Origin of the sequence: Vibrio sp. 05-20-BW147 (genome assembly GCF_013369385.1) — a bacterium.
Taxonomy (GTDB): domain Bacteria; phylum Pseudomonadota; class Gammaproteobacteria; order Enterobacterales; family Vibrionaceae; genus Vibrio; species Vibrio floridensis.
In genome coordinates, this window is record NZ_SZTO01000031.1 from 1 (window position 1) to 17,507 (window position 17,507).

Below are 17,507 nucleotides of genomic sequence, written 5' to 3' on the forward strand. Positions count from 1 at the left end.
TGTTGAAAACATCGCGTTGTTTAGACGTTTTGTCATGAATATGCTCAAGCAATGCGACTGTGGTGCTCCGAGCCAAAAAGTGAAGATGAAGAAAGCGGGTTGGAACGATGATTATAGGGCAAGAGTCTTCTTGGGGTTATAAATCCACCAAAGTATGCTCCCGCCCTGATCAGTTTCCAAGTCATAAAATGATCTCGCTAATTTAAAATCTGTAAACTATCAAATGAAAGTTAAATCTCTACATAGTAATGTTCGTGCTTAGACAAATATAACAAATTTTTGTAATTAAATAGGATGTTAATTACATGTGTGAAACATAGGGTTTAATGGTTTTAGTTGTCCGTTTACCGCCTCTTAAATATAAAGCTGATCCTTTTTGTGACTTTTATCTTATTTTAATGTAATTGTTATGTTTGGAAAAAATGGTGTTTATTATTGAGATTGGGTTATTGCTGAAGCGAGCAGGCTCAGCTCATCTTGCACTTCTTGGGTTAATTCAAACCCAATGTTGATGCGCAGGCAGTCGTTGTAGAGCGACAACGTACTGAACAGTTGCCCTAAGCGGATATCGATCCGGTTCTCTTCGAGCAACGCGGCGAATTGGCTCAGATTCAAACCAGGAACTTGCAGCCAGAGCACCATGCCCCCTTGTGGGTGACTGATATTCACTTTACCTGGTAGCCGCTCAGACAAAAAGGCGAGATAGGCTTGTCGTAAGGCCAACAGCTTGCTGCGACGGCGCTTTAACTGCTTAGCGTAGTGGCCCGTTTCGATAAAGTCGGCAATGGCCAGCTGGATCGGTAAAGAGACGCCAAAACAGGCTGCACTGTGCTGTTGCTGATAGCGCTCCATGAATCGTCCGGGTAGACACCAGCCGAGACGATAACTGGGCGACAAACTCTTAGAGACAGAGCCACACCAAAGGATGAAACCATCTTGGTCATAGCATTTCGCTGGCAGAGGTGTGTGCTCAGAATAGGACAGTTCTAAGTAGACATCATCTTCAATCATCGGCACTTGATAGTGATTGGCAAGCTCGGCCAGCTTCTGTTTTTGCTGCGCCGACATGGTGATCCCCTGAGGGTTCATGTGCGAAGTGCAAAATACGCCCGCTTTTACGACGCCTTGTTGCAAATGCGCTTCCAACTGTTGCAGATCGATCCCATCGTCCAAAGAGGGGATTTCCACGATCTGTCGTCCCATTTGTCCGAGCAAATCCAAAATTCCACTAAAACAAGGTGAGCTAATCGCGATGGTATCACCGACTTGGGTGCAGGCTTCAAGTGCTGCCTTGATGGCTGGCATGCAGCCTGAGGTGATGATCAACTCATCCGGATTGATATGCAGCCCAAGCTTGGCGAAATGATCGCTCAGCGCGTGACGCAGAGATGGCTCCCCACGGGTGTTCGGATATTGGTTGAGGCGCTTTCCTATCCGTTTACTCGCACGTCGAAAACTACGCTCCAACTCGTTTAACGCAGTTTCATCGATATTGGTGCTGGAAATGCCGAGCGGCCCATTATGTGGAGAGTGAATCGCGAAGCTTTGATTGACGGTTGAAACCTGGCTGACGAACTGCGCCCATTCTGGCGTTTTGTGTTTGCTGCATTGCGGAGCTACGTAATAGCCTGCTTGCGGGCGAGCGTGAATCCATCCTTGGGATTCTAATTCCTGATAGCAACTGACGGCAGTCGACATACTTACGCCCTGCTGCTTAGACAGCTGACGGAGCGAAGGCATTCGGTTTCCTTCTGCAAGTTTTCCTGTTTCGATTTCACGAATAAACTGATTTGCCAACGCTCTATAAATGCTCATTGTCTTCAACTGTACTGGTTTTTGCGTAAAAAATTGTATCTGTACCGTTAACTGTACCCAAGTAATACTCTTTTTCAACCAAAAGGGAGGAGAGTGATGAGTCGAAACGATTTATTTTTAGCCATTTTTGTTATGGCGATATGGGGATTTAACTTCTCGATGATCAAGTTGGGGATTACGGACGTGCATCCACTATTGGCCACCGCAGCGCGATTTAGCTTGGCGGTGATCCCCGCGATATTTTTTATTGCCCGTCCCAACGTTGCTTGGCGTTATCTAGTGGCTTACGGCGTGGTGTTTGGCGTGGGCATCTGGGGGATGGCTTCTTGGTCGATCACGGCAGGCCTCTCATCGGGTATGTCTTCGGTTTTACTTTCATCGAATGCGTTGATTAGCATGGCCGTTGGTATCTTGGTTCATAAAGAGTCGGCGTCCAAGCGCAAAATGCTTGGTGCGGGTATGGCGCTGGTCGCTCTGCTGATATTGGTTTCCGCGACGAATGGCAACATTACTACGCAGGGGCTGATGTTTATTATGATTGCAGCCACGTGCTGGACGGTGATGGGGATGATCGTCAAAGCCTCTAAAACCACTCAAGCGTTTGCTTTCAATGTATGGGGGATGCTGTTTGCGCCCATTCCGCTTGTGCTGTTTGCCGTGGCACTCTATGGCCTCGAGATCATTGAACAAGCAGTGAAGGTTTGGGATGTTAGCACCACAGTGGCGGTGGTTTTTCAAGCGTATCCCACCACCTTGTTTGGTTATTGGGTGTGGAACCGACTGCTGATTCGCTACCCACTCAGTACCACAGCACCACTGACTTTGTTGGTGCCCGTGTTTGCCTTAGTCTCTGGTTATTTTATGTATGATGAAGTGCTTGGCAGCGCACAAATTCTCGCGTGTGTCCTGTTTTTTGTGGGTATCGGTTTGATTGTGAAACCGGCAGGAAAGGGGCAAACGTTGTCACGCTATTCTCCTCAAGTCAGCAAAACCTAATGCTGGAAATAAAAAAGAGCCCTTGGGGGAAAGGGCTCTGGGGGAGGAGCTTAAGGTTTAAGCTTGGATAAGTTCGGCGGCTTTTTTCATTGCCTCCTTGGTCGAACATTCGATGACTTTCGCGTTGGCAAAGCGGTGTGCATCTTTCACTTGGATATCGTGAGCCAGAATAACCAGCTTCGCGTTTGCCACATCTAGGTCTGTGATGCGGTTTTGAATGCCGTTTTGACCTTGAGTTTCTACTTTGATCTTGATTCCCGCTGCTGCACCTGCTTTCTCTAGTGCTTTTGCTGCCATGAAGGTGTGTGCTACGCCAGATGGGCAACAGGTGACTGCGACGATGTCGTACTCGCCTTCGCCGGCTGCTGGAGCCGCTTGAGCTTGCGTTGGTGCTGCTTCTGCGATTTCGTCTTCTGCTTCTTCTTCCGCGACTGGTTTCCAGAAGCCAACGATAACGGCGGTTGTTAGTGAGCCTAGTGCGATACCCACAACGTACATTGGGATGTTGCTTGATACAGGAGCTGTGATTAGACCGCCCCATGGTGCGTGTAGTAGTACGTCTGTTAGGAAGCCGAACACACAGCCCACGATACCACCCGCAACGATTGAAGGAAGAACGCGCATTGGGTCGTTTGCTGCGAATGGGATAGCACCTTCAGAGATACCGATAGAACCCATGATTGCTGCTGCTTTACCTGCTTCTTGCTCTTGCTTAGTGAACTTCTTCTTGAATAGGAATGTTGCTAGCGCCATACCTAAAGGAGGCGTACAGATTGCGATACCAACACCACCCATTAGCCATGGTTGAGTATCCACTTGAGTTTGAGCGAATAGCGTTGCGACTTTGTTGATTGGACCGCCCATATCGAATGCCGTCATACCACCAAGAATCGTACCTAGAACCACTTTAGAAGCGCCAGCCATAGAAGCTAGGAATTCGTTCATAGACGCCATGAAGATCTTGATTGGCTCACCGATACCCCATAGAACGATACCTGCAGAGATAAGAGTGCCGATAAGAGGGTAGATAAAGTAAGCGCCCAACGCCGTCATGTTAGCAGAAAGAGGGATCTTTTTAAGTTGGAATACCACACCACCTGCGATGAAGCCCGCTACGATACAACCAAGGAAACCGCCGCCCATATCCGCCATGATGCCAGAAGAGATCATCGCTGGCGCTAGTGCTGGTTTGTCTGCAATGGAGTAACCGATGAAGCCACCAAGAATAATTGGGAACAGCACCAGACCTTTAATGCCGATATTAGAAATATCAGCCAATAAACCGTCCGCAGGAACCGCGCCTTTACCTGATGCCATGACCGCCAGCGCCAGTAGTACACCACCGGCAACGATAAATGGCAGCATGTGAGAAGTGCCAAATAAAAGGTGACCTTTCATGGTACTGAGGATTTTTTTGAAATCGCTATTATTACTAGCTTGAGCTGTGATTGTACTCATAATTTCACGCCTTATGAATTAATTAAAATATTTAGTATTTGGTTTTCGTCTTTTGCGTTATGAATATCTTCAATAAACTCTTCGCTAAATTTACCGAATAATTCTTGAAGAACATAAATATGGTGGTCGGCACCGTTATCGGGTGAGGCAATCATGAAGAATACGGTCGGTTTGATGCCCTCTTCGTCGCCATACTCGATGCCTTCGCGCTTTACGCCAACAGCGATGGCAGGCTCTGTCACCGCTTTGCTTTTTGCGTGCGGGTAAGCGATGCCGTCCATTGAAGTGACACTTAACGCTTCACGCGCTTCAATGTCGGTTAAAAAAGCCTCTTTGCTACTGATTCGATTATTTTCGAATAGCATTTGTGCGAGTTCCTCAAAGACTTCTTTTTTATTATTTGCTTGAAGGTTGCCTTTAATTAAATTGACGTTGGTGAGTTCGGTGATCATTTATTTGCTCATGAAGGTATTTAACTGATGAGCTAAAATTAATGGATGTAGAGTTTTACCGAAATAGCAAAAATAATTCACTCACTATACTTTTGTACCACACGTAATTAAGTGTGATGGAAGTCATTCTGTAAAAGAGGCTCGGTATTGAGCGTAATTGAAGGCGATTTTATATATTGTTTGTCATTTTCGCTTGCCAGAGAGTGCTTGGTGAGTTTGGTTTGGCCGATCAGCGCTTCAAGGAAAGTGAACAACCACTCAACTAATGTTCAATTCTTCTACTATTTCTCTCGTCTATCATTCGAACAAATTAGAGTAAAGGCTCTACTGTGCGGCGCCTTTTTGCTTATATCCGCTTCACATTCTGCATGATATTTCCCTAGGAAAGTTATGGATATTGAGTATCATGTCACACGGAGATTCCCCTAAATTTACTAGGGTTAAAAATGATAACAATTGAAGTAGCTCAACGAGGCTGGAAAGTGGCCTCGTTTAAAGTAACTACGTTGCTTTTTTGCTGCCAAAGTCCGGTGAAACATCCCGGCCTAAGGGGTAACGTATGATCCAAATTGTCATAGACGGTAAATACCGTATCGTTGAGGCGGGGCAAACCGTTCTGCAAGCCGCCAAAGTGTGTGGGGTTGAGATTCCGTCTCTGTGTGGCATGAATCGTTCTGGTGAGAAGATCCCATGCGATTTGTGTGTTGTTGAGGTCGAAAGTGGCGGTACTCGCCGAGCTTGTGAGCTTGAAGTCTACAACGGCCTAACGGTAAACACGCAATCCGAAGCGCTGTCTGCGCATCGTAAACAGGCGCTCAACCGCATCATGAGTGACCACTACGCCGACTGCGAAGCGCCGTGCAAAACGGCGTGCCCAGCGGGCGTGGACATTCAATCCTATCTTTACCATATTGCGCAAAACGACCATCAAAAAGCGATTGAAGTGATCAAACGTACGCTGCCGATGCCTTTGTCAATTGGCCGCGTTTGTCCTGCGTTTTGCGAATCCGAATGTCGCCGCTCGCTGGTGGATGATGCGATTGCTATCCGCCAACTGAAACGCCACGCCGCGGACGCCGACCTTGCTGCGCAAGAAGCCTACACGCCCGAGAAAAAAGCGGACAAAAACAAACGTGTTGCGATTGTGGGCAGTGGCCCTGGTGGTTTAACTGCGGGCTATTACCTCACCAATGAAGGTTATCAGGTGGATGTGTTTGAAGCGATGCCACAAGCGGGTGGTTGGCTGCGTTATGGCATTCCCGAGTATCGCCTACCTAAGAGCATTCTCGATAAAGAGATCGAGTTGATGTGTCGCAACGGTATGGCGATTCATACCGACAAAAAACTAGGTCGAGATATCAGGTTGTCGCAGTTAAGCCAAGACTATGATGCGGTGTGTTTGGCGGTAGGCGCTTCAAAAGCGGTGGCGATGGATTATCCGGGTAGCGATCTTGATGGTTGTTATTTAGGGGTGGATTATCTGAAAGACTTCGTCACCGAGCAGCGTTTTATCACAGGCAAAAAAGTGGCGGTGATCGGGGGTGGTAACACGGCGATCGACTGCGCGCGGACGGCGGTGAGAACGGGGGCGGACACCACGTTGATCTATCGTCGTACTCGCGATGAAATGCCCGCAGAAGATTACGAAATCGAAGAAGCAGAACATGAAGGCGTCAAGTTTCACTTCCTGACCAATCCAGCGCAGAACATCGCCGACGAACATGGGCGAGTGTGCTCAGTGAAGCTGGAAAAAATGGCGCTGGGTGCGCCCGATGCCTCTGGCCGCCGCCGACCTGAAGCGACGGGCGAGTATTTCACCGAAGCATTTGATACCGTGATTGCTGCGGTTTCTCAGCAAGCCGATTTGAGCTTTATGCAAGGGGAAGCGTTAACGCTACCTCTGACTCGCTGGAACACCGCTGACGCAAATCCAGAAACCATGCACAGTGGCACTGGCAATATCTTCAGTATCGGTGATTTTCGCCGTGGCCCAGCCACCGCGGTTGAAGCGGTCGCGGATGGGCGCATCGCTGCGCAGGCCATTGACCGTTTCTTCGATGGCGACATGGAAAATATTCCCCTTAAGCCCTTCAATTCTCGTAAAGAGCAGAAGTTGAAACAGGTCGACCCGCTTCATTTTTCTCACCTGCAGAAAGTGGCGCGCACCATCATGCCTGAGCTGACCTCTCAGCAGCGCGAGCAAAGCTTTGAAGAAGTCGAGTTGGGCTTTGATAACGCCGAAGCGATGGCGGAAGCGGCGCGCTGTTTAGAATGTGGTTGCCAAGTCAACACGTCGTGTGACCTGCGCGATTACGCCACTGAGTATGGCGCGGAACAGCACTTCCACTATTCGGTGAACATCAAAAGCCATGATGAGTGGCAAGCATTGCGTCAAAACGACCCACGTCATAAATACCCGATCGACCACAGTTCTGAGTTTATTGTCTTTGATGCGAACCGCTGTATTAGCTGTGGTCAGTGCATTCAAGCTTGCCGTGAACAGTCAGTGCAAGGTGTATTGAGTTTCATGAACCTTGAAAAAGGTCGCCCGGTGGTGCGTCCGGATTGCCGTCCGAACTTCGGTGGTCAGGGGGTGATGATGGGTGACTCACGCTGCGTGCAATGTGGTGCCTGTGTGCAAGCTTGCCCTGTGGGGGCGATGACCGATGCGCGCGATCGCTCGCAAGGCCGCGAAACGCCTTTGAAGAAAGTGGATACCATTTGTACCTACTGCGGGGTCGGTTGTAAGTTGACCATGCATGTTGACGAAGCGGCCAACCGAATTCGCTATGTCGAAGGGGCACACTCGCCGGTCAACGAAGGCATGTTGTGTGTCAAAGGGCGTTATGGTTTCGATTTTGTCGCCAGTGAAGAGCGGCTCACTACACCGTTGATCCGTAAAGATGGTTGGTTGCAGCCGGCCAGTTGGCAAGAAGCCATCCGCTTAATTGCGGATAAGTTCAGCACCATCAAGCAAGATTTCGGTGGCCGCGCATTGGCAGGATTCTCATCGGCGAAAACCACCAATGAAGATAACTACGCCTTCCAGAAATTCATGCGTCGTGAACTGGGTACCAACAACGTCGATCACTGTGCAAGGCTTTGCCACGCATCGACCGTCACGGGATTAGAGGCGTCGCTGGGCAGTGGCGCGATGACCAACGACATTCCAAGCATCAAGCACTCAGATGTCATCTTCATCATTGGTTCGGATACCTCTGCGGCGCATCCGGTGATTGCGTCTCACATCAAACAAGCGGTTCGACATCATGGCGCGCGTTTGATTGTGGCGGACCCCAAACGCATTGGCATGGCGGATCACGCTGAGCTCTATTTGGCGCATCGCCCCGGCACGGATGTGATGTTGATTAATGGCGTGATGCAGCAAATCATCAAAAACGGCTGGTATGACATGGAGTACATCGAAGAACGTGTCGATGGCTTTGATACCATGCTGCAAGAGGTGATGTCACCGGCCTATTCTCTCGACAAAGTCGAATTGGTGACGGGCGTAAAAGCCGACGACATTTTTGCCATGGCTAGGATGATCGGTACCGCGAAGCGCACCGCCGTCTACTACTCAATGGGCATCACCCAGCACACCACGGGGCATGACAACGTTCGCTCTATCGCCAATCTTCAATTACTGTGTGGCAACATTGGTATCGAGGGTGGGGGCATCAACCCATTGCGCGGGCAGTCTAACGTGCAGGGCGCGTGTGATATGGGCGCGCTACCAAACAACTACCCGGGCTATCAAAAAGTGTATAACCCATTGGTGCGCGAGAAATTTGTCATTGAATGGGATGCGCCCAATCTCTCTGCGGAGCCGGGATTGACCCTAACCGAAATCATCGATGGGGCGTGCCGCCGTGATGTACGAGCGCTTTATGTGATGGGCGAAAACCCCGTATTGAGCGATCCCAATCAGGCGCATGTGATTGAGGGATTGGAGGCGCTGGATTTCTTGGTGGTGCAAGACATCTTCCTCACGGAAACCGCGCAATACGCCGATGTGGTCTTGCCTTCTTGCTCGTTTGCTGAAAAATCGGGTCACTTTACCAATACGGAGCGCCGTGTTCAGCGTATTTATCCTGCGGTGAAGCCTCCCGGTGAAGCAAAAGAAGATTGGAGAATCATTCAAGAGATCGCCAATGCGATGGGCAGCGATTGGCATTATCGTTCGGTGGCGGACATCACCAACGAAATCACCCGCGTGACGCCACAATACGCAGGGCTCAAGTGGGACAACATCACCCGCGAAGGCGTGCAGTGGCCGAGCAACAAAAACAACCCTGCAGGCACGCGAATCATGCACCAAACGCAGTTTACCCGTGGCAAAGGCCAGATGGAGGCGATCCCGTTCCGCTACGCCGCAGAATTACCTGATGAAGAGTACCCACTGGTGCTCACCACGGGGCGTGTTCTTGAGCAGTTCCACACCGGTACCATGACGCGCAAAACGCAGGGTTTGAACAATCTTGCGGGGCCACGAGCGATGATCAGCGTGCAAGATGCCGAGGCGCTCGGCATTGGCAATGGCGACATGCTGAAAGTCTCAACCCGTCGCGGTGAAATTGAAATCGCGGCGTTTGTCACTAAGCGTATGCAAGCGGGCGTGGTGTTCATTCCGTTCCACTTTGTTGAGTCGCCAGTGAATCGACTCACCACAACGGCGACCGATCCTCATGCGAAGATCCCAGAGTTCAAAGTGGCGGCGGTGCGCATCGAGAAACTGCACACTGCGCTGGTGGAGTAAGCCACGACTAACTCGCAACTCCCTATACTTAATGGCTCACCCAGTGTGAGCCTTTTTATTTCTTGAAGTGCGCCGCAATTTATCAGTCGTTAACAATGCCATGAAAAAATCAGGGATATTCGCCACTAAACTGAGCAAAGCCGATAACAACACAATAGGTTTTACTATGCGTTCGCATGCGACTTTTGCTTCCCAATCCTTACATTCTGCTGAGCTTAATTTAAATGGTGAGTGGCGACTCACTTCTCCTCAACACCCTGACATTTCTGTGCCGATGATCATTCCCGGCGACAACGTCTCCGCGCTTTTGCACGCGGGCATTATTGATGACCCTTATTGGGGCGAAAACGAAAAACAAGCGCAATGGATCGCGCAAGTCGATTGGCACATCGAGCGCTCGCTATGGCTTGATGAATCTCTCCTTCAAGCCCAAGCCATATGGATGACCCTCACTCGCGTTGATACCTTGATGACGCTGTTTATCAACGAACACAAAGTGCTTGAATGCAGCAACATGTTTGCGCGTTATCAAGTCGATATTCGCCCCTTTTTGCAGCAAGGGGAAAACCAAGTGCGCGCAGAATTTCGCCGAGTAGACCAAGAAGCAAATCAGCGTGCCAAAGCACTGCCCTTTGTGATCCCTTCTGCGATGGGCAACAATCAACTGCCGCACATGAACTTAATCCGCAAAACCCAATGTCACTCTGGTTGGGATTGGGGCATCTGCCTGATGGTGTCTGGTATTTACGATGAAATTGAGCTGCAAGTGGTCAATCACACTTGGCTGAAATCGCTCACCACGGAGCAGCAATGGCGCGACGATGGCAGCGTCAAAGTGTGGCTGAGTGCCGACATCGAAACCACGTTGCCGACGTCACTTCAGTTCCGTTTGGCAGAGCAAGAGCAGCGGGTGGAAGTGAGTAAAACGGGCGTTGTTGTGTGCGAGTTTGAGATTGAAAAACCGCAATTGTGGTGGCCAAATGGCTATGGCGAACAGCCACTTTATACCGCTTCTGTGTGTTGTGAGGAGCAGCATCTCTGCCGACGGATTGGCCTGCGTCAACTGTCGCTGAATACACAACAAGACGACCTTGGTTCCGCGATGGAGTTTGTCGTCAATGGCGTGCCGATTTTTGCCAAAGGGGCGAACTGGATCCCGATTGATGCGATGCCATCTCGAGAAACACTAGAGCGCTATCGCCAGCGCTTACAAAGTGCGGTGGATGCCAACATGAACATGATTCGCGTGTGGGGCGGTGGTCAGTACGAAAGCGATGTTTTCTACCGTTTGTGTGACGAGCTTGGTTTGCTGGTGTGGCAAGACATGATGTTCGCGTGCTCACTTTACCCCAGTCACGATGCCTTCTTAGCAGAGGTCTCCCAAGAGTTGGCGTATCAAATCCCAAGGTTACGTGAACACCCGAGCGTTGCGCTTTGGTGCGGTGATAACGAAGTCATTGGAGCGATTGGTTGGTACGACGAATCGCGACAAAACAAAGTGAAATACACGGTCAATTACGATCGCCTCAATCGCCATATTGAAAAAACCATTGCCGGCATCGATAGCAGCCGAGCCTTCTGGCCAAGTTCCCCCTGCAACGGGGAACTCGATTTTGGCGACGCCTGGCACGACGACAATAAAGGCGACATGCATTTTTGGGATGTGTGGCATTCCGGTAAACCGTTTACGGCTTATCAAAGCGTTAACCCCCGTTTTTGTTCGGAGTTTGGTTTTCAGTCTTGGCCTTCTTTGGCGGAGGTCAAACGCTTTGTGCCAGTGGAGGATTGGAACATCACCTCGCCTACTTTTGAAGTGCACCAAAAGAACCCAAGAGGGAATAGCATCATTACCGAGATGTTCACTCGCTACTTCCGTTTCCCAACCAGTTTTGAACAGATGCTCTATCTCAGCCAAGTGCAGCAGTCGATGGCAATAAAAACCGCCAGCGAACATTGGCGCGCCATCTCGCCAGTTTGTCGAGGCATTCTTTACTGGCAGCTCAACGACAACTGGCCAGTGAGCTCGTGGTCGAGTCTGGAATACAGTGGCCGCTGGAAACAGCTGCACTACCAAGCCAAACGCTTTTTCGCGCCGGTGCAACTGATCTTCTCTCAGCCCCAAACGTCGCAAAATGAAGCGCGCGGCGCAGCGTTGAACTTGCATTTGCTCAACGACACCCGCCAAGCCTGTGAAGTGAGCGGGCGGGTCAGTTGGATCAATTGGCAAGGTGAGATAGAGCAAAGTTGGTGTTTTACGCAGAGTGCGGGCGCGGACAGCAATCAAGTGGTGTGGCAAAATGAACTGGATACAGCTCGCCTCAAACACGGTTTCTTTTACGTTGAAGCCAGAGTGAATGGCGATACCATCGCTAACCTATCGCCACTCAATAACACATGGTTTTCCACTCACGAGCTCAAGAGTTTGCCCATGGCTAAAGCCGACATTGACGTAAGCATCGAAGGCAATCACATCACCTTGATAGCAGACAAGCCGGCCTTTTATGTCCATTTAGAATGTGATACCGAGGGGCGATTCAGCGATTCCAGCATCACCTTGCTCGCAAACCAAGCCGTGACCATTGAGTTTCTCGGAGAAGACACCGAAGCCATGGCCAACACCCTCAAGGTGTATCATTTGATGCAGTAAAACGATCAAGATAAGGATGCAAAACAGTCAGGCCACAGTGAGCGATTGAAATGACCCAATGGATAATTGCAAAGCTAAATGCAAAAGAGCGGTTATTCACACGTGCGCAAATCGCCGCCTTCTTAAGAAAAAGAGCCAGCGGCTATCAGCCAACGTACCGAACTCAGCGAATGTGCCGAACTCGGCTGCGCCACAATGCGAACGCAGTGAAAAACTAAGTTGTGCATTCCAAACCAATTTGGAGCAAACACATCAAGCAAACAGTGGAATGCAAACTGGGCCGCAGTTTGCTTCGACTGGTCACTCATCCAGACAAATCTCATTTAGATTAGTAGGGCGTGCTACGCTTAATAGCATTAATAATAAATTTATAATTAGGTGGCTGGTTTTTCTCAATTGAAAGAGTGGATCAAAATGATGCGGTCGTTGCTGATTTTGTTATTGTTTTCTAGTCAGAGTTTTGCACTTGTCCTGCCCGTCGTGGTTGAAGAGAAGGTGCTGAAAGATTACCAAGCTTTCGTCAATGATCGAGACCCGCTTACGATAGACGATTTTACTGGCCCCAAAGCACGGCGCAGCACGGTAGAAATTGTGTTGCTTCAACAAGCGTTTATGTTGGGTGGGGTGCCCGTTACATTAGAGTTTCATACTGCCCCGGTGGCTGAACGTATTCGCCGTATGTCGATGCTGCCCGACTATGCCATGGCAGCGAACACCATTTGGGATTCCGCAGTGGGTGGGGATGGCGATCGTTTATGGGTCAGTGATGCGGTGATTCGCCAAGGGGAGTTTGAAGCGGGCCTGTATACCGTTAGCACCCGTGAGGATCTGCTCAATGAGCAGCTGCCCATTCATATTGATCAGCTCTCTGCCGTCAGTAGCTCGCAATGGGTGAGCGATTGGAACACTTTACAAGCCTTGCCGCTGAGTAACTTACTCAATGTGGCCGACTGGGGCAATATGGTTGATATGGTGGGCCGCCACCGCGTCGATTTCCTGCTGGCACCATTTCAGGTGTCTGATGATCTCTCGTTTACCACCCGAGGTTTTCGGTTTTACCCTATTCCGAAAGTGAAAATTGGCTTAACTGGTTCGCGTCATTTCATACTCTCCCGACAATTCCCTGAAAGCGAAAAACTGGCTCAAGCGCTCAATCAAGGCATCGCGATCCTTAGACAAAAAGGGACCATCGAGCGGGCGTTGATCGAATGTGGCTTTATCAACACCAAAGTCTCGAGCTGGAGCAAAATTAACTGAACACGTTTGCGCTCTCGAGTTAGGTCTAACTGACTCAGTCTCAAAACGAAACGGCTTCTTCAGATGCCGTTTCGTTTTATGGCGTGCAGCACTTTGACTTGAGCTAGTTTTTGGGCTTGTAATGTTCGTTTTCCGATTTGTAGCCTAGTGTGCGAATGTGCTCGCCATGGATGGTATTTTTCATAAGCCCCCACAATGTATCTAAGAACTTGATGTGTATGCGATGGTGGCGAATGTATTTCACATGAACATAGCCATAGATGCCAGCGAAGACCACCAGGGCGGTGAGCAAGCCAATAGCTTCATCGGGAGAAAGTAAGTTCACAGTAAACTCCAAATTGTGATGGTCATATGTGACGAGTTGGTTAATCTGTTTACGATTTTTATAACGATAGAGATAGTGAGGGCCCTCAAAAGCGCCTGAGATCAAACTCAGTTTGATGAAGTGAGCTGCGATGGCCACATTGTTGGCGATATGCAAACCTCCTGTCAATGGACGGTTACGGCTGACGAACATCTGCAAGTTGACCTCATTTGCATTCATCGTTTGGCTCAAGCATTAGAGCAACAGCCGGAAATGATGGTGTTTTTTGCCTCTGCACTGGCGGAAGATTATCAAGATTCGATGGATATCTACACCAGCCGCTTGCTTCACCCCATTGCGTACCACATCGCTTTTGATTTATTGCAGCAAAAGCAGCGCCCAGTCATGCTCGGTGGATTTGATAAGGTCAACCAAGAAGCAGAGCGTTTTGGCACCTCAAGCCGCGTTTACCGTCGTGCCGTCAAAGAGCTGATGGACAAAGGCCTTGTTAGCAAAGGAGAAAACGGTTTAGAGATTGTCGACGAAGAGCAGCTCAGACGTTTTCTTGAGAGCAGTGAGTAAAACGGGTAAGTTAATCGTATTATAATAAGAACAACAAACTAGTTAACATTATTAGTTACATGTTAATGTGAAGCTGGGCGAAAACTTTAAATAACTATTCATCAATGGTTGTTCAATTCTATTTGTTTCTATATATTTTAGACTGGGTTTAGGGATTTATCAATGATTAAATACATATTCCTTTTTGTTATATTGTTGTTTTTTTCTATGGTTAATAGTGAAATGCTGGATTTTTTAAAACCAAATAAAATAATGGTAAGTCCACCAGTCTCTGGAGTGGTATTAAAAGGTGGAGAGCCTGTGGAAAATATAGAGTTGTCTATTTTGGCTGGATTTAATAAATATTACCATAGAGTTACCAGAACTAATGAACAAGGACGGTTTTATTTTGAGTCAATAAATCACAGTCAGTGGTTTAAACCATTATCCATTAATACGAATTTAATCGGAATTCAAATTGTAGCAAGTTTCAATAATCATGAAGTACTATTATGGTCTTCTCATACTGGTTTAAAATTGTACGATTATATTCTTGAAAATTTAGATAATCTTGAATGTGATATAGATGATGTGCCTCACGAGTATCATTTTAAAAATCGAGTTGTTCCTAGTGGACGTTCCCATTCTGTTTATGGAATATGTCGTTTACGAGGTTATGAAGAAAAAATAGCTAGAGAGGATTTATGACTCCATTATCTCCCAAATTGGCATCAGAATTAGCGTATCTCCCTTATCAATTTATAACAAATAGACACGAAAAGAAATTTATTGCTGATGGTTTTGTAACTAAAGAGTTTAGTTTAAATAAAGAATCACAAGCGTTTAAAGGTCAAACTGGTGGCATATTTGGTATAGGCAGGAAAACGGAAGGATTTGCTTTAATCGGTATAGGAAAAGGCAAACGAGAAAATGAATTGGTGATTTCTGTTAGAGGGACTAAAACTGGTCATGATTGGATGACGAATTTAAATCTCGGATTAAAGGGTTCACCTAATAGCGCCATAGCTCATTCTGGTTTTGTGAATACATTTCATTCTCTTAAACCTCAAGTTAAGAGATTTATACTTTCTCGAAGTAAAACACCTAGTCATATACACTGTGTTGGACATAGCCTCGGAGGAGCTTTAGCATCTTTATTCTCTGATTGGATTAAAATAGAACTAAAAGTATCTACAACACTTTATACTTTTGGAGCACCTAGAGTTGGGCAGATTTCCTATGCTCGAAAATCTACAGAAACCAATAAAAATATATATCGTTGTACACATGGCGCTGATCCTGTTCCATTGATTCCTTTGTGGCCTTTTGTACATGCGCCATATAATGGTACAGAATATCGATTAGATGATGGTGTTGGAGTCTATTTTTCTGCACATGGTATGGGAAGTAGTGATACGCCAGGATATTTGAATACTGCCAATAGTGAGAATTGGGGGGCATTAAAAGTGCGCTCTTTTGACTATTTAAGTCGCCCTACTCGTTTGAAATTTGATGACAGAAATCAAGCTTCTTTTACTGGGTATTGGGCGAACAAATTGAGTGCAGCGTTAGTGACTCTCCTTAACGATGCCGGTCCACAGCATGCGAGAGCTATTGAGTTACAAGCACGTATATCAACAGGGATGACTTTCTACGATCAGTTGGCTAGAAATATCGAAAAAATAGCAGCAGCATCTGAAAAGCTTGCGGAGCAGGCTAAAGGTTTGTTAGGACATATGTTAGTTTTTGCTGGAAGAGGGGTCAGTAAAATTACAGATCTTTCTGCTCATTTTATTCGATGGGTATTTCAAGTCACAGTAGGGAAACTTTACAGCACAGCTAAACGTGCTGTGGATGCAATTTTCTAGTAGTGATCAACAGTAACTTTCTGATTAAGTCGCTAAGTTGCGACTTGCCGATAGGTGATGTGTCGTACCATTCTTCCTTTTGTGACAATTAGCGAGCCTGCCATACAGGTTTCGAGTTCATGAGTTTCGGTTTATAAAAAGAGTGAGAGGGTGTCTTCTCGCTCTTTTCTCTAAAGAGCATTCGATGTTATTTGCTCTCTCTTCTTCTTTCCCACAAGCTAGCTAATCTCAAAGGGTGCTCTTAGTCCTATTCTAAATTAAACAATTAGTCCTAATTATAAAAACCTAGAGTGGTGTGATTTGTCTTTCTCATCACACTCTAGCCCGATGTCTTTCTTGAGATGGTCACTCATGGTGGTCGTACACTTTTCTTTTTTGCTCAAGATTGAAAATATTATTTTAAATTTCAATGCATTAAGTATTTTCTTGATGTTGATGCATCTCGCTAGTTTCATGGCGATTTCCTTGATTACTTATCAGATAGCGCTATTATCAAGGCAAACAAAATGGGTTACGAACAACGATTTATTAAAGGAACTATAACCTCAGCTTATGGAAATTCACCATGGAATTCCCTCATGTACCTATTCGTGTGCAAAACGCTAAGGGCATTGATATCCGCCACACAGAAACGGATGTGCTTATTTGGCAAGGAGATGACACCGTTGAGCATCTTGAGCTTGAGCAAGAGACGTTATTTGAAGAGGCCATTTTTCCCTACTGCTCACCACAGTTAGCAGAATCCATGAAGTTTACTGAGCCAGAACAACTGCTACGCTGTTGGCTAATTGACTTTAACTCTGCCTCCTTCAACTGGGATCAATGGTTTCACTGTGCCAATGTTCAGGCCAAGCGTGAAGGGATCCAATGGATGGAAGTCAGTACGTTCGATATGGCGATTAATGCCGTTGTTGCGGGTCATGGTGCCTGCTTGGCGACAGAGAGCATTACCGCTGATTTCGTTGAGCGCGGTTTGCTGGTCAAGCCATTTAACATCGGGCTCAAACCTGGCGTTCGCATCTCCGTGATCAGTGATCCTTCGTCATCACGTGTGTTAAGGATTAACGCTTTTAAGGAATGGTTACAAAGAGAACTTCATTTTCAGTAAGGCAATGATGGTTAGATGTATTTTGCCTTATATTTCGTCCCATTTATCTGAGCTTTCGACAATGATGTCGACAATTCTGGCGAGCTCCCTACCTTTTGGTGTGAGGCCATAATTAACCCAGGGCGGGATCGCACTTTGTTAACAAATATGATCTAATTGTGCCAAACCCTCAGCAGCACAGTCATTTTGAACCTTATTGAACACTTATCTGTTGTAGAAGATACTCGCTCGGACATCAACCAAAAACACGACCTTATCGATGTTATGTTCCTTGTTATTAGC

10 protein-coding genes and 4 pseudogenes are annotated in these 17,507 nt (G+C 47.5%); 9 read left to right on the forward strand and 5 right to left on the reverse strand.

From position 1 onward, the window contains the following. Window positions 1–142: pseudogene (locus FC652_RS18860) on the forward strand (ISAs1 family transposase); the annotation flags it as partial. Between the two features lie 290 nt (window positions 143–432). On the opposite strand, the gene FC652_RS18865 reads toward FC652_RS18860, so the two are convergent. After that, entirely contained in the window at window positions 433–1,815 is a 1,383-nt protein-coding gene (locus tag FC652_RS18865) for a PLP-dependent aminotransferase family protein (RefSeq protein ID WP_176299760.1), read from the reverse strand. Window positions 1,816–1,911: 96 nt separating this feature from the next. Between FC652_RS18865 and FC652_RS18870 the strand changes: the two genes are divergently transcribed. Next, window positions 1,912–2,811, forward strand: a complete 900-nt coding sequence (locus tag FC652_RS18870; RefSeq protein WP_176299761.1) for an EamA family transporter — start codon at window positions 1,912–1,914, stop codon at window positions 2,809–2,811. A 57-nt stretch (window positions 2,812–2,868) separates the two neighbouring features. Here FC652_RS18870 and FC652_RS18875 read toward each other — a convergent pair whose 3' ends face one another. Continuing rightward, window positions 2,869–4,269 carry a fructose-specific PTS transporter subunit EIIC gene (locus tag FC652_RS18875; RefSeq protein ID WP_176299762.1) on the reverse strand — a complete coding sequence of 467 codons (1,401 nt, stop codon included), beginning with the start codon at window positions 4,267–4,269 and terminating at the stop codon, window positions 2,869–2,871. A gap of 11 nt (window positions 4,270–4,280) precedes the next feature. Next, window positions 4,281–4,721 (reverse strand): PTS sugar transporter subunit IIA, encoded by a 441-nt coding sequence (locus tag FC652_RS18880; RefSeq protein WP_176299763.1) that lies wholly within the window; start codon window positions 4,719–4,721, stop codon window positions 4,281–4,283. A gap of 559 nt (window positions 4,722–5,280) precedes the next feature. Here FC652_RS18880 and fdhF point away from each other — a divergent pair. The 3 genes from fdhF (at window position 5,281) to FC652_RS18895 (ending at window position 13,384) form a co-directional block, all read left to right on the forward strand. Then, window positions 5,281–9,480 (forward strand): formate dehydrogenase subunit alpha, encoded by a 4,200-nt coding sequence (fdhF, locus tag FC652_RS18885; protein WP_176299764.1) that lies wholly within the window; start codon window positions 5,281–5,283, stop codon window positions 9,478–9,480. Between the two features lie 166 nt (window positions 9,481–9,646). After that, a complete protein-coding gene (locus tag FC652_RS18890) occupies window positions 9,647–12,127 on the forward strand; it encodes a glycoside hydrolase family 2 protein (RefSeq protein WP_176299765.1) in 2,481 nt (826 codons plus the stop codon). A gap of 414 nt (window positions 12,128–12,541) precedes the next feature. Further along, window positions 12,542–13,384, forward strand: a complete 843-nt coding sequence (locus FC652_RS18895) for a hypothetical protein (protein ID WP_176299766.1) — start codon at window positions 12,542–12,544, stop codon at window positions 13,382–13,384. 103 nt (window positions 13,385–13,487) lie between these two features. Here FC652_RS18895 and FC652_RS20615 read toward each other — a convergent pair whose 3' ends face one another. Further along, window positions 13,488–13,928 carry a hypothetical protein gene (locus FC652_RS20615; RefSeq protein WP_237286218.1) on the reverse strand — a complete coding sequence of 147 codons (441 nt, stop codon included), beginning with the start codon at window positions 13,926–13,928 and terminating at the stop codon, window positions 13,488–13,490. Here FC652_RS20615 and FC652_RS18905 point away from each other — a divergent pair. The 4 genes and pseudogenes from FC652_RS18905 to FC652_RS18920 form a co-directional block, all read left to right on the forward strand. Further along, a pseudogene (locus FC652_RS18905) lies at window positions 13,827–14,270 on the forward strand (Crp/Fnr family transcriptional regulator); the annotation flags it as partial. The gene FC652_RS20615 and the pseudogene FC652_RS18905 overlap by 102 nt on opposite strands. A gap of 162 nt (window positions 14,271–14,432) precedes the next feature. Next, window positions 14,433–14,957, forward strand: a complete 525-nt coding sequence (locus tag FC652_RS18910) for a DUF4198 domain-containing protein (RefSeq protein WP_255199191.1) — start codon at window positions 14,433–14,435, stop codon at window positions 14,955–14,957. Beyond that, on the forward strand, window positions 14,954–16,117 hold the full coding sequence (locus FC652_RS18915; protein WP_176299767.1) for a lipase family protein: 1,164 nt from the start codon (window positions 14,954–14,956) through the stop codon (window positions 16,115–16,117). Before FC652_RS18910 ends, FC652_RS18915 begins: the two co-directional genes overlap by 4 nt. A gap of 550 nt (window positions 16,118–16,667) precedes the next feature. After that, window positions 16,668–17,225 (forward strand): annotated as a pseudogene (locus tag FC652_RS18920) (LysR substrate-binding domain-containing protein); the annotation flags it as partial. Window positions 17,226–17,252: 27 nt separating this feature from the next. Here the strand turns inward: FC652_RS18920 and FC652_RS20620 are convergent. Next, window positions 17,253–17,354, reverse strand: a pseudogene (locus FC652_RS20620) (transcriptional regulator); the annotation flags it as partial. Between the last annotated feature and the right edge of the window lie 153 nt (window positions 17,355–17,507).